The organism is [Flexibacter] sp. ATCC 35103 (genome assembly GCF_001975985.1).
GTDB lineage: Bacteria > Bacteroidota > Bacteroidia > Flavobacteriales > Flavobacteriaceae > Flavobacterium.
In genome coordinates this window covers 733,099-745,206 of record NZ_MTQF01000001.1, presented here as the reverse complement: position 1 = coordinate 745,206, position 12,108 = coordinate 733,099, and the positions used below count along the sequence as shown (strand labels likewise).

Annotated in this window: 14 protein-coding genes; 4 read left to right on the top strand and 10 right to left on the bottom strand. The window is 33.4% G+C overall.

Annotated features, from left to right (window positions below):
• Positions 1-10: 10 nt before the first annotated feature.
• The 4 genes from BXU01_RS03095 to BXU01_RS03080 form a co-directional block, all read right to left on the bottom strand.
• Complete coding sequence (locus BXU01_RS03095; RefSeq protein WP_083691643.1) at positions 11-232, bottom strand: DUF6095 family protein; 222 nt, start codon at positions 230-232, stop codon at positions 11-13.
• A 209-nt stretch (positions 233-441) separates the two neighbouring features.
• On the bottom strand, positions 442-1,254 hold the full coding sequence (murQ, locus tag BXU01_RS03090; protein WP_083691642.1) for an N-acetylmuramic acid 6-phosphate etherase: 813 nt from the start codon (positions 1,252-1,254) through the stop codon (positions 442-444).
• Between the two features lie 205 nt (positions 1,255-1,459).
• Positions 1,460-2,128 carry a ZIP family metal transporter gene (locus BXU01_RS03085; protein WP_083691641.1) on the bottom strand — a complete coding sequence of 223 codons (669 nt, stop codon included), beginning with the start codon at positions 2,126-2,128 and terminating at the stop codon, positions 1,460-1,462.
• Positions 2,129-2,224: 96 nt separating this feature from the next.
• Positions 2,225-2,989, bottom strand: a complete 765-nt coding sequence (locus tag BXU01_RS03080) for a bifunctional 2-polyprenyl-6-hydroxyphenol methylase/3-demethylubiquinol 3-O-methyltransferase UbiG (protein WP_083691640.1) — start codon at positions 2,987-2,989, stop codon at positions 2,225-2,227.
• Between the two features lie 132 nt (positions 2,990-3,121).
• Here BXU01_RS03080 and BXU01_RS03075 point away from each other — a divergent pair, with 132 nt between their 5' ends.
• From BXU01_RS03075 to BXU01_RS03065, 3 genes are all read left to right on the top strand, one after another.
• Entirely contained in the window at positions 3,122-4,285 is a 1,164-nt protein-coding gene (locus tag BXU01_RS03075) for a class I SAM-dependent RNA methyltransferase (protein WP_083691639.1), read from the top strand.
• 152 nt (positions 4,286-4,437) lie between these two features.
• On the top strand, positions 4,438-4,674 hold the full coding sequence (locus BXU01_RS03070) for a hypothetical protein (protein WP_055098156.1): 237 nt from the start codon (positions 4,438-4,440) through the stop codon (positions 4,672-4,674).
• Positions 4,675-4,689: 15 nt separating this feature from the next.
• Positions 4,690-5,382 (top strand): aspartate/glutamate racemase family protein, encoded by a 693-nt coding sequence (locus tag BXU01_RS03065; protein WP_083691638.1) that lies wholly within the window; start codon positions 4,690-4,692, stop codon positions 5,380-5,382.
• 59 nt (positions 5,383-5,441) lie between these two features.
• Here BXU01_RS03065 and BXU01_RS03060 read toward each other — a convergent pair whose 3' ends face one another.
• From BXU01_RS03060 to rlmD, 4 genes are read right to left on the bottom strand one after another with little or no spacing between them, the layout of a single operon-like run.
• On the bottom strand, positions 5,442-6,380 hold the full coding sequence (locus BXU01_RS03060; protein WP_083691637.1) for a hypothetical protein: 939 nt from the start codon (positions 6,378-6,380) through the stop codon (positions 5,442-5,444).
• Positions 6,381-6,390: 10 nt separating this feature from the next.
• Positions 6,391-7,206 carry a DUF6048 family protein gene (locus BXU01_RS03055; RefSeq protein ID WP_083691636.1) on the bottom strand — a complete coding sequence of 272 codons (816 nt, stop codon included), beginning with the start codon at positions 7,204-7,206 and terminating at the stop codon, positions 6,391-6,393.
• Positions 7,178-7,732 carry a DUF6452 family protein gene (locus BXU01_RS03050; protein WP_083691635.1) on the bottom strand — a complete coding sequence of 185 codons (555 nt, stop codon included), beginning with the start codon at positions 7,730-7,732 and terminating at the stop codon, positions 7,178-7,180. Before BXU01_RS03050 ends, BXU01_RS03055 begins: the two co-directional genes overlap by 29 nt.
• Before the next feature lie 10 nt (positions 7,733-7,742).
• A complete protein-coding gene (gene rlmD, locus BXU01_RS03045; protein WP_083691634.1) occupies positions 7,743-9,155 on the bottom strand; it encodes a 23S rRNA (uracil(1939)-C(5))-methyltransferase RlmD in 1,413 nt (470 codons plus the stop codon).
• Between the two features lie 194 nt (positions 9,156-9,349).
• Between rlmD and BXU01_RS03040 the strand changes: the two genes are divergently transcribed.
• Positions 9,350-10,363, top strand: a complete 1,014-nt coding sequence (locus tag BXU01_RS03040; protein ID WP_255373694.1) for a sensor histidine kinase KdpD — start codon at positions 9,350-9,352, stop codon at positions 10,361-10,363.
• Positions 10,364-10,441: 78 nt separating this feature from the next.
• Here the strand turns inward: BXU01_RS03040 and BXU01_RS03035 are convergent, their stop codons facing one another.
• Both BXU01_RS03035 and BXU01_RS03030 read right to left on the bottom strand, forming a co-directional pair.
• Positions 10,442-10,837, bottom strand: coding sequence for a hypothetical protein (locus tag BXU01_RS03035; RefSeq protein WP_055098149.1), 396 nt, complete (start codon positions 10,835-10,837; stop codon positions 10,442-10,444).
• A gap of 105 nt (positions 10,838-10,942) precedes the next feature.
• A complete protein-coding gene (locus BXU01_RS03030; protein ID WP_083691632.1) occupies positions 10,943-11,929 on the bottom strand; it encodes an aldo/keto reductase in 987 nt (328 codons plus the stop codon).
• Positions 11,930-12,108 lie beyond the last annotated feature (179 nt).

The following is a 12,108-nucleotide window of genomic DNA, read 5'->3' as shown; positions in this document are numbered from 1 at the left end:
AGCGTCTAATTTAGTCATTAAACAAACCTTTCATAATAGTTTTTAATCCGTAAAAAATTAAAAACATAGAACTTAAGCAAGCCACAATTCCAATTCCCAGAACTAAATAATGCCAGTTGGTATGCTGATTCATAAAAGCATTATAAATCAAAGTAGGTCCAATAAATAATAAAGGCAACGAACCTGATAAATATTTAATTCCTTTTCCTAGTAATTCTTTATTTGTTGCCATAATTTTTTTGTTTCAGGTTTGAAAGGTTTCAGGTTTCAAGTTTTTTTAGTTTCAGGTTTTTTTAGTTTCAGGTTTATCGCAATCTTGTCGATTTACAAGTGTGATTTCTCATTCTTCGAAATGAAAAACCTTTGCGAACCTTGCTAATCCTGCGTAAAACGTACCGTTCTTTACGGTTAAACCACATTTTACATTTTACAGAAAACCTTTTACTTATTATAATTATCGACAGCATTTCTCACGCTGCCGTATTTTTTCAATAATTCAGAAGCTTCTTCGTATGAAACGGGAATTTCTTCCATAATCATTTTTACACCTCGATCTACCAGTTTTATATTGCTTAATTGCATATCAACCATTTTGTTGCCTTTTACTTTACCAAGCTGGATCATAGCGGCGGTCGAAATCATGTTAAGCACTAATTTTTGAGCTGTTCCGGCTTTCATTCTGGAGCTTCCGGTAACGAATTCAGGACCTACAACAACTTCTACAGGAAATTGAGCTGTAAGTGCCAATGGACTTCCTGCATTGCAGGTTATGCAACCCGTAAGAATATTATTTTGATTACAAGTTTCCAGACCGCCAATAACATAAGGAGTTGTTCCTGAAGCTGCAATACCAATTACTACATCATTTGCACCAATATTATTGTTTTGCAAATCGATCCAGGCTTGTGTTGGATTATCTTCGGCATTTTCTACGGCACGACGAATCGCTGTGTCTCCACCGGCAATGATTCCGTTTACTAAATCAAAAGGAACGCCAAAAGTAGGAGGACATTCTGAGGCGTCAACAACGCCTAAACGTCCTGAAGTTCCGGCTCCGATATAAAAAATTCGTCCGCCTAATTTTAATTTAGCGACAACTTCTGCAACCAAAGCTTCAATTTGTGGTATGGCTTTTTCGACTGCGTTAGGAACGGTTTTGTCTTCATTATTAATATTGGTAAGCAAATCATGAACAGACATTTTTTCTAAATGTTCGTATTTTGAGGCTTGTTCTGTGGTTTTAGTAAATGTCATTTTTGTTTTTTAGGTTGTAAGTTGCAAAGTCTCAAAGTTACAAAGTTTTTTGAATCTCCTGAAAATGATTTTTACTTAAAGTGCTGTTGCGTGAGGGATAGGAGTAAACTACCGAAGTAGTGCGGATAGCCCGACCGTATCCCGATAAGAGGGCGAATAACCGTAAATAAAGTTGGCCCGCTTACGGGATAGGGTCACGCCCTGATTATAACATAAATGCCAATAAAATTCCCAGAACAATCATGGAAACTTTGGCAACGTTAAATTTATGTCCTTCGCTGCTTTCGAAAATAATCGTAGACGAAATATGAAATAAAATCCCGATAACAATAGCGGTGATCTCTGTATAATAGTCATTTAAAAAAGCAAGATATTCAGATGCAATTGTACCAAGTGGCGTCATAAGGGCAAAGGTAAGCATGAAGGCAAAAATGGCTTTTTTATTAAGGTTTGCATTAATGAAAAAAGTGGTCAGAATTACCGCAATTGGCAAGTGATGAATGGCGATCCCAAGTGCCAAACCATGATGATGACTTACCGGAAAACCTTCTAAAAAAGCGTGAATACACAAACTGATAAAAAGTAGCCACGGAATCTGGCTCATTTGGGCATGTCCGTGAACATGACCGTGTTCTGCGCCTTTTGAGAAAAATTCGAGTATAATCTGGAACAAAATCCCGACCATGATAAAAACACCAATATTGTGATTGTGTGTTTCGTAAACTTCGGGCAATAAATGCATTACAGTTAACGACAATAAAAATGAACCGCTAAAGGCCAGCAATAATTTTAGATTGGTTTTGCTTTTTGGTTTTAAAAACAAAGCCACACCATAACCTAAAAGTACAGAAAATAAGGGTAATAAATAGTTCATTTTTTAGTTCAATCGTTAATTTGTTTAATTGTTTAATCGGCTTTGTTAGTTGTTTAAAAAACGATTAAACAAATTAACAGTTCAACAATTAAACAGTTACTTAAAAATCATGATTAATCGTTCGCTTTCGGTTTTGTGAAACTTTTTTAGTTTATAATCACCAAAAATATCTAGAAGAAAAATTCCGGCTTCGGCCATTAATTCTTCAAAGTCTTTAAGGGTTAAAGCTTTTACTTTTTCGGTAAAATGATATTGATGTCCCTGGTCTTCAAAATCTATTTCTTTAAAGATATGTCCGTCCTGAACGTATCTTTTGATTTTAAAATCAATCCCGTCAACAGTTTTTACTTCTTCAGGAACAAGGGTTTCGATAACATTCGCCACGTTCATAAAATCGATTACAGCAAAACCATATTCAGTTAAACTGTCTTTTATGGCTTTTAGCGTTGTCAGGTTATCTTCGTCACTTTCAAAATAGCCAAAACTGGTAAACAAATTAAAAATAGCATCAAACTTTTCTTCAAAAGGCTCGCGCATATCGTGCACTTTAAAATGCAGGGTTTCGTTGCTGTTTTTACTGGCTTCGGCAATACTGTTTTCGGATAAATCTGCGCCTAAGACATTGAACCCTAATTGATTTAAATAAATAGAATGACGTCCTTTTCCGCAAGCTAAATCAAGAACTTTTGCTTTTTCAGGCAGATTAAGGTAATGCGTTAGATTATCCATGAAAATCTGTGCTTCGCGGTAGTTTCTATCTTTATATAGTATGTGATAATAAGGAGTATCAAACCATGAAGTAAACCAATTTTCGGTGTTACGCTCCTGATTTGGTGTTGATGAGTTTGGTGCTTCAGACATTTATTCTATTTCAATTAATTCAAAGTCCCGCAAATTTAGTGTATTTTTGCCGAAAAATAACTATTTCGTTACGATACCTGAATAATCAGATTGCGTCTGCGATTGGAGTTGTTTTTTAATACAAAAATAAAGATGGAAGAAAATTTTAGAATGATTGCCAAATGTTTTTTTGGTTTTGAAGAGATATTAGAAAAAGAATTGCGTGATCTTGGTGCTCAGGATGTCGAAAAAGGAGTGCGAATGGTAAGCTTTAAAGGCGATAAAGGTTTTATGTATAAAGCTAATTTATCGTTGCGTACTGCACTTAAGGTTTTAAAACCTATTTACTCGTTCAGGGCTAATAATGAACAAGCATTATATAAAGGGATTTCGGGCGTGAACTGGTCTAAATTGCTAAATGCCAATCAAACTTTTGTTATTGATGCAACGGTGCATTCTACCTATTTTAACCACTCTGAGTTTGTTTCTCAAAAATGTAAAGATGCGATTGTAGATCAGTTTAGAGAAAGAACCGGTCAGCGCCCAAGTATTGATAAAGCTTTTCCTGATTTAAGGATTAATATACATATCGATAAAGATCAGGTTTCGGTTGCATTAGATACCTCCGGAAATTCATTACATCAGCGTGGTTACAGAACAGCTACAAATATTGCACCTATCAACGAGGTTTTGGCAGCAGGGATTTTATTGTTGTCAGGTTGGGAAGGTCAAAGTCACTTTTTAGATCCAATGTGTGGTTCAGGAACTTTCCTGGCTGAGGCGGCTATGATTGCCTGTAATATTCCGGCTAATATTAACCGTAAAGAATTTGCTTTTGAAAAATGGAAAGACTGGGATAATGATTTGTTTGAACAGATTATAAACAGTTTAATGAAAAAAACAAAGGAGTTTCATTATACGATTAAAGGTTTTGATAAAGCGCCAAGTGCTGTAAACAAAGCAAAAGACAATATTAAAAATGCCAATTTAGAAGATTATGTTACCATTCAGGAAGAAAACTTTTTTGACACTGAAAAAGCAGTTGAAGGAAAGTTGCATATGGTTTTTAATCCGCCTTATGATGAACGTCTGGACATTCATATGGAAGAATTCTACAAAAACATTGGAGATACTTTAAAGAAAAGCTATCCGGGAACAAATGCCTGGTTTATTACTGCAAATCTTGAAGCATTGAAATTTGTGGGATTAAAACCTTCAAGAAAAATCAAACTCTTTAACGCAAGTCTTGAGGCACGTTTGGTAAAATACGAAATGTACGAAGGAAGTAAAAGAACGAAGTTTCAGGTTAATGAATAAGGTTCTAAGTTACTAAGATACTGAGTTGCTAAGTTTTTTAGCTTTGCATTCAATAGTAATAACAAATAATAATAATTCGGGTTCAGTAAAAATAAGCTTCTAAATAAAAACTTAGGAACTTAGATTCTCAGAACCTTAGCAACTTTAAGACGATGTCAAAATTACAAGTAAGAGCTTTTTTATACCAATTAGGATGTTTCGCTATTCTATTTATTTTAGGGAGATATTTGGTGGCTATGTATACAGGATTAACGGGATTTTGGATTCCTATGACGGCTTTTATCGTAGCAACTTTGATTTCGCCTAAATTTCAGGCAGTGAAAACCAAAGACGGTGAAAAGCTGTTTATGAAATGGATTTTTATAAAAGGAATTAGGGAAATAGGATAATTAATTTGATTTTTTATGAAGATAATTGGACTTATAGGCGGAATTAGCTGGGTTTCTACTGCTGATTATTACAAACTTATAAATGAGGGGATAAATGATAAACTGGGAGGTCTTAACTTTTCAGAATGTTTGATTTACTCTTTTAATTATGCTGATATAAAAAAGAATAATGAAGCCAACGATTGGGATGCTACTTTCAGGATGCTTTTAAAAGGCTGCCAGTTTCTTAAACAAGGCGGTGCAACAGCGATAGTTTTATGTGCCAATACAATGCATTTTATTGCTGACAGACTCGAAAAGGAAATTGATTTACCTATTATTCATATCGCTTCTGCAACGGCTACAGCAATTAAGAAACAAGGATTGAAGAAAGTAGGTTTGTTAGGCACTAAATTCACAATGGAACTTGATTTTTTTAAAGACAAACTAATCGATCAGGGAATTGAAGCTATAATACCGCAAAGCGAAAGTGATAAGGATTTTATTCACACAACAATTTTTGAAGAGTTAGGAAAAGGACTTGTAACACACGAAACTAAGAAACGTTATTTAGAAATTGCAAATCAATTGATAAAAGAAGGAGCAGAGGGAATAATTTTAGGATGTACAGAGATTCCTTTGGTAATAAAACCAGAAGATTTAACTGTTCCTGTTTTTGATACTGCTTTAATACATTCAAATGCAGCTATTGAATTTCAGTTGTCATAAAAAAAATTAAGATATAAATTAAAAGCCATGAATTTAAAGGAATAAATTCATGGCTTTTTTTATTTTTGATACTCTTTGACTTTTACTGATTTATTGTTTTTTATCTCGTATTCAGTATAGGTAGTTTTGTCATTGTCTTCGAAACTTTGAACCTTTTTAATCAAATAGAAATTGTTATTTGACCATTTATAGTGGTTATCAGTTTCGTTTCCGCTTCCATCAGCTTCATATTTAATAAACTCCTTATTTTTTTGATCGAAGAATAAATATTCTAATTCTTCAAGTTTTATGTTTCTGATAAATTGCTTTTTCGTTTTATCATAAATATAATAAAGAAAACCACCATCATACTTTATTCGGTCCGGGAAATAGATTGGAATTTTGATGTCTAAAAGGCCATCAAAATTCAGGTCTTCTAATTCTACTTGTCCGTCTTTTTCGTAAATCACTTTATTAAAACGGGAAAGCGTTTGTACTATTTCTTTTTTAGAATTGTAAATATCCAGTTTGCTGATCAGGAAATTATCGGCTAATTCACCATTTGTGTTTTCGGCTTTTCCTTTATACTGGTTTAGTTTGTAGCTGTAGTTTTTAGGATTAAATGACGACAAATCTTCCAGACAGGTAAGGATGACATCAAATTTTTTGTCTTTTTTATCATTTTCCCAAATACCGCTTAATCCATATTGCTTATTAAGCTGTAATAAAAAAGAGCCTGTTTTTTTAGCGACATTTCCTGTTTTGGTTGATGTATATGCAGTTTCCTCCAGTTTGATCTCCCCATTTTTTAAAATACCATTTGTAAAAATAGATCTGTCTTTACCGCTTTTTACATAATAATAGCTTCCTGAAACAGAATCTTTTCCCTGAATAAATTCAACGGTCATTTCTATAGGATATTTGTCTATTTTTCCGGAGAAATGTAAAATCGTCTTGACGATTGTTTTTTGCGCAAAAGTAATTTGACTAATGAGTAACAGAAAGATGAATTTTTTCATTTAGTAAAAATTACTTTTTAGGGGCGTCCTTCGTTATAATGGCAGGAATGATGGTTTTTTTCTTGTAAAGAGGAATAAAATAAGAAACAGTATAATTGAAACCTACTCCAAAACTTCCGTCGTAAGTTCTGTTAAAGCCTGGAATATACAAATTATCAAAACCGGAAGGTTTAGAATTTGCTACCAAAAGTTTTAGCTGAACGCCAAATCCTACAAAGACATTATTAAAAACTTTTGCTTTTAATCCTGCGGCAAATTCAAGCCATCCCGCCGTAAGTCCGTTATATTTTTGACCGGCTGCAATTGCCGGCTGTTCTCCCCAATACGGATTTGGGTTGTAAATTTTATAGCTGTTTAATTGTTGGCTAAATGTACTAAAACCACCTCGTAAACCTATTGTGATTAAATTCTCCATGTCCAGCCAGTTTTGGTACGTATTGTAATCAAAACCACCTTTAATATAGGTTCCGGTTGCTGTAGAGTTTAATCTGTCATCATCTGTAGTTTTATCTTCAAAACCAAGTTCAGCTGCGATATAGTATTTTTTCGTTAAACGAAAATCACCTACAACCTCAATTCCTTTATAATCTTTATCATATAAACCACGAGTCAGTTTGTATAAATCAACTCCCACGCGAAGACCATAGCGATCTGTTTTGATGCTGTCTTTTTGTACTTCCTGGATAGCAGGTTTCGCAGTTTCAGGTTTTGGTTTTTCCTTAACAACTTCTTTTGTTACTGTTTTTTTTGATGTTTCCTGGGCCTGACCCAAAAACATTGTAAACAATAAGAAAAAACTAAAATAATACTTTAATATGTGTTTCATTTTCAGATTCGACGTTAGATTGTAGAACAATAACTCTTTGCATCCAAAGTCCATCATTACCTGGATCTGTTTGCTCAAATGGTGCTGATGGCGGCTCAGTAATTGCCGGGTTTAATGTGAAAATTGTTTTAAAACCACAAGCTCTGGATACATATACATTTTGACGTGTATAATTAAATTTAATCACATCTGTATTTATTGCAGCCGGATTAGCATTCCCCGAGTCTAAAATAAAAGTATAAGTAACGGTATCTGCATCAGTTTTTAACGGAATTGAAACGGTATTGCCGCTGGTTAAATATTTAGTAATATCTGTACCGCTTTCGTTAAAAATAATTCCATTAGTTTGTCCTTCGCCAATTACCTTTAAATTAGTTAGATTTTTTGCCACTGTTGGAGCTGTAATATCAAAAAACGAAATCACTAACCTGGGAGTAGTGGGTGTATTTGCATCACAAATATCATCTTTCTCACAACTGGATAAACCAAAAGTAAAGACTAATAAAAGAGAGATTATTTTTTTCATTTAAATTTTGTTATCGAAGTTCTAAAAGTACAACATTTTCGACATGATGCGTTTGCGGAAACATATCAACCGGTCTAACGCGTGTAACTTTATACTTTTCATCCATTAAAGCTAAATCACGTGCTTGTGTTGCTGAATTACAACTTACATAAACTACTTTTTGAGGAGCAATTTTTAAGATTTGATCAATAACATCTTTGTGCATACCATCTCTTGGCGGATCTGTAATAATAACATCCGGTTTGCCGTGTTGTGCAATGAAACTTTCGTTAAACACGACTTTCATATCACCTACAAAAAACTCACAATTCGTTATATTATTGCGTTCCGCATTAGCTTTAGCATCTAAAATTGCTTCAGGAACACTTTCTACACCAATTACTTTTTTTGCTTTTTTAGAGACAAACTGAGCAATAGTTCCTGTTCCTGTATATAAATCATAAACGGTTTCGTTACCTGAAAGTCCGGCGAAATCACGTGTTATTTTGTATAATTCATATGCCTGATCAGAGTTGGTCTGGTAAAAAGATTTAGCATTAATACTAAATTTCAAACCTTCCATTTCTTCAAGGATATAATCTCTACCTTTATATAGTTTGATATCCTGATCGTAAATTGTATCGTTTTGTTTCGAGTTTACGACATATTGCAAAGAGGTAATCTGAGGGAATTTTTCGTAAAGATGATCTAAAAGTAGCTCACGATTTTTTTTGTCATTTTCGTAGAACTGAATCAAAACCATGATTTCACCAGTCGAAGCCGTACGAATCATAAAAGTTCTCAATAAACCAGATTGTTCTCTTGGATTAAAGAAAGCTAAATTATGTTCGTTTGCAAAATCCCTGATTTCGTTTCTAATGGCATTAGAAGGATCTTCCTGTAAATAACATTTTTGAATATCAAGAATTTTATCCCACATTTTTGGGATATGAAATCCTAATGCATTTCTGTTTCCTAAATCTTCGGTACTTTCTATTTCTTTTTCGGTTAACCAACGAGCGTTAGAAAACGAAAATTCCATTTTATTTCTGTAAAAAAACTGTTTTTCTGAACCCAAAATAGTTTCGAACTCAGGAAGTTCAACTTTTCCTATGCGCTGTAAATGATTTTTTACCTCGTTTTGTTTGTAATACAACTGTTGGCTGTATTTCATATTTTGCCATTTACATCCACCACAAATTCCAAAATGATCGCAAATAGGTTCAATGCGATGTTCTGATAATTCATGAAATTTTACGGCTTTACCTTCATAATAGGCTTTTCTTTTTTTGAAAGTCTGCACGTCAACTACATCACCCGGAACTACGTTCGGGATAAAGATTACTTTTCCGTCAGGAGCTTTTGCTACTGATACTCCTTTTGCTCCGGCATCCAGAACCTGAATTTGATGAAAGACAACTTTGTCTGTATTTTTTCTTCCCATAGCGCAAAAATAAGGGTTTGTAAACTTTTTCAAATTTAATTTTTCAAATATTTTATCAAATTGTCTAATTTATTATTTTAATTGACTTTAAAAGTTAACTTTGTTTTTAGCAATTAGCCCAAATCTGCTATTTTTAATTTATAGATTGTTATATTTTTATGAAGTTGTATCATAATCTTTCACAAATTAGCTTTTTGAAAAAAAGTTATGCGTTCAAATTTTTATTTGTTGCTTTTATAGGAATACATATTCCCCTTATCGGGATTTTGTTTTTTGTCCTTTATTATAATCATAGTGTTTCGCCTACTTCAATTCTGGTTTTTTCCCTAATGATGACTTTGTTGGCTACTTTAATAACACTTTTGGTTTTAAATCAGCTTATTAAACCAATTTCAATTGCTTCAAAAGCATTAGATGATTACAGGAATAATAGAAAACTATCGATTTTACCAACAGAATATACTGATGAAGCCGGATTGTTGTTGTGTAATATTCAGGAATCTATTTATGAAGCCGAAAGTTTTATAAACGAGAAACAGGATTTGATATATATGCTTTCGCATGATTTAAAAAATTTTGCAGGAAATCCGCAAGGTTTGGCAAACTTAATTATTAGCGAAAACCCTTCTGATTCAATCCGTCAATTGGCAGAGCTAATTTGTGAATCGACAAATTTACAATTTCGATACATCGAGAATTTTATCAAATTGTTGCAGGAACAAGATCGTGTTGTAAAAGGAAATCAGGAAATCAGAACGATTTTATTTCCGGGAATTTTGCCTTTTATAAATGAACAGGTTGAACAGCGTTTGATAGATAAAAATATAAAACTGAATTTGAGTTTAGAACTTGTCGAAGCTAAACTAAGGCTTGATGAAGGTTTGCTGATTCAGGTATTGGTAAATTTAATTAGTAACGCCATTAAATTTTCTTATTTTGACAGCGAAGTTAAGGTTCGGATTTTTAATGAAAACTCTAAACTAATAATTACTGTTGCTGATAAAGGAATTGGTTTTGATAAACATCAGATTGATGAATTGTTCAAGAAATTTACTAAAATGAGCCGATTGGGAACTGCAAACGAATCTTCGACAGGAATTGGTTTGTATTTATGTAAAAAGATCATCGAAAAAAACAAAGGAAAACTTAGTGCAACCAGCGAAGGCAAAAATAAAGGTGCTGAGTTTAGGATTGAGTTTGAAATGTAATACGGAATAAAAAATAAAAAACCTCGTTTTAGTTTATATGAATTAAAACGAGGTTTTTTATTTAAAATATTTTGTATACTATCTTCCGTAGATTAGTTTGGGTTTGCCATCCATACATTCAATACTACTTGGCGGCAATATAATTTCACAGGTCGATGATATGTTGTATTTTTTATCAAATGCAGTTTTTGCATCTGTATATGCTTTTACTTTAGCAATAAATGCATTTTTGTCTATTTTTTTAGAATAGACAATAAAAGTGGCAACACCTCCACATGATTTAGTGCCAAGAGCGGTAAAATCCCAGTTTTTTGAATCAGTACAAGGTTCTGAATTCACTAAAGAAAGTGTGATAATCTCCTGATGCATTTTTTCTAATTCCTGAGCATCTTTTTCCTGAATGTTACTATCATCGTTGGAACATGATGCAAATGTTACGCAAATGGCAAATAATATAAAACTTAATTTTTTCATGGTAGTGATTTATAGTTAGTTTTATTATTAGATGATTTGATTTAGAAATGGTTGCGTGCTAAAAGCCAAATAACCGTTATCTTATACAATCAGTCTTTTTAAAAACTACCAGAGCTGGTGTACAGAAGGTTTTATATATTCTTCGTAAATGTTGTTCATTGCGGCAATTTTCTCAGGAGTTAATCCCGGTAAATCATAAACTGATAAATTAGACGTTACGTGATTGGCAGTCGAAGCTCCCGGAATAATACAGCTAATATCTTTAAAGCTAAGAATCCACTGTAAAGCGATAGGCGCAAGATTTGTGGTTTCAGGAAATAATGCTTTAAGTTTTTCAACAGCTTTTAGTCCTAATTCATAATCTATTCCTGAAAAAGTTTCTCCTTTATCAAAAGCATCTCCATTTCGATTAAAATTTCGATGATCCTGAACATCAAAAGTAGTTTTAGCATCAAACTTACCTGTCAAAAGTCCGCTTGCTAAAGGAACCCTCGCAATAATCCCAATATCTTTCTTTCTGGCTTCAGAGAAAAATAATTGAGAAGGACGTTGACGAAATAAATTAAAAATAATCTGAACTGTTGTTATATTCGAATATTCAATAGCTTTCAGGGCTTCTTCGACTTTTTCTACGCTAACACCAAGATTCAAAATTTTACCCTGATCTTTTAAGCGATCAAAAAGCTCAAAAATTTCAGGTCGGTAAAAAACTTCAGTAGGAGGACAGTGCAGCTGAATTAAATCCAGTGTTTCTAATCCCATTCTTTTTAAGCTGTCTTCAACAAATTTTTGAAGCACTTTTGGCTGATATCCTTCACTGACATGCGGATTAATATGACGCCCGCATTTTGTTGCCACATAAATTCTTTCAGAGCGGGAACGGACAACTCTACCAACGGCTGTTTCGCTTAATCCGTTTTCATAAACATCTGCAGTATCAATAAAATTCACGCCATTGTCAATTGCAGTATTCAAAAGCTCATCTGCCGTTTTATTGTCAAAAGCAGATCCCCATTTTCCTCCAACTTGCCATGTGCCAAGTGAAATTTCAGATATATTGAAGTTTGTTTTTCCTAGTTTTCTGTAGAGCATTTCTTTTAAGTTTCAAAGGTTCAGAGTGGCAAAGATTCAAAGGTTTTCTGTAGAGACGCACAGCAGTGCGTCTTTTTTATAATCGCAGTTTTTTTGTTCAAACGTTTTTCTGTAGAGGCGCACAGCAGTGCGTCTTTTTTATATCCGGTGATTTTTTTAAAACGCAAAGATTCTGGTAT

Excerpts from the sequence above, each read along its gene's own strand:
- BXU01_RS03095 (WP_083691643.1), bottom strand. The coding sequence starts at position 232 with ATGGCAACAAATAAAGAATTACTAGGAAAAGGAATTAAATATTTATCA.
- BXU01_RS03055 (WP_083691636.1), bottom strand. The coding sequence starts at position 7,206 with ATGAAACACATATTAAAGTATTATTTTAGTTTTTTCTTATTGTTTACA.
- BXU01_RS03075 (WP_083691639.1), top strand. The coding sequence starts at position 3,122 with ATGGAAGAAAATTTTAGAATGATTGCCAAATGTTTTTTTGGTTTTGAA.
- BXU01_RS03035 (WP_055098149.1), bottom strand. The coding sequence starts at position 10,837 with ATGAAAAAATTAAGTTTTATATTATTTGCCATTTGCGTAACATTTGCA.
- BXU01_RS03085 (WP_083691641.1), bottom strand. The coding sequence starts at position 2,128 with ATGAACTATTTATTACCCTTATTTTCTGTACTTTTAGGTTATGGTGTG.
- murQ (WP_083691642.1), bottom strand. The coding sequence starts at position 1,254 with ATGACATTTACTAAAACCACAGAACAAGCCTCAAAATACGAACATTTA.
- rlmD (WP_083691634.1), bottom strand. The coding sequence starts at position 9,155 with ATGGGAAGAAAAAATACAGACAAAGTTGTCTTTCATCAAATTCAGGTT.
- BXU01_RS03030 (WP_083691632.1), bottom strand. The coding sequence starts at position 11,929 with ATGCTCTACAGAAAACTAGGAAAAACAAACTTCAATATATCTGAAATT.
- BXU01_RS03050 (WP_083691635.1), bottom strand. The coding sequence starts at position 7,732 with ATGAAAAAAATAATCTCTCTTTTATTAGTCTTTACTTTTGGTTTATCC.
- BXU01_RS03060 (WP_083691637.1), bottom strand. The coding sequence starts at position 6,380 with ATGAAAAAATTCATCTTTCTGTTACTCATTAGTCAAATTACTTTTGCG.
- BXU01_RS03070 (WP_055098156.1), top strand. The coding sequence starts at position 4,438 with ATGTCAAAATTACAAGTAAGAGCTTTTTTATACCAATTAGGATGTTTC.
- BXU01_RS03080 (WP_083691640.1), bottom strand. The coding sequence starts at position 2,989 with ATGTCTGAAGCACCAAACTCATCAACACCAAATCAGGAGCGTAACACC.
- BXU01_RS03065 (WP_083691638.1), top strand. The coding sequence starts at position 4,690 with ATGAAGATAATTGGACTTATAGGCGGAATTAGCTGGGTTTCTACTGCT.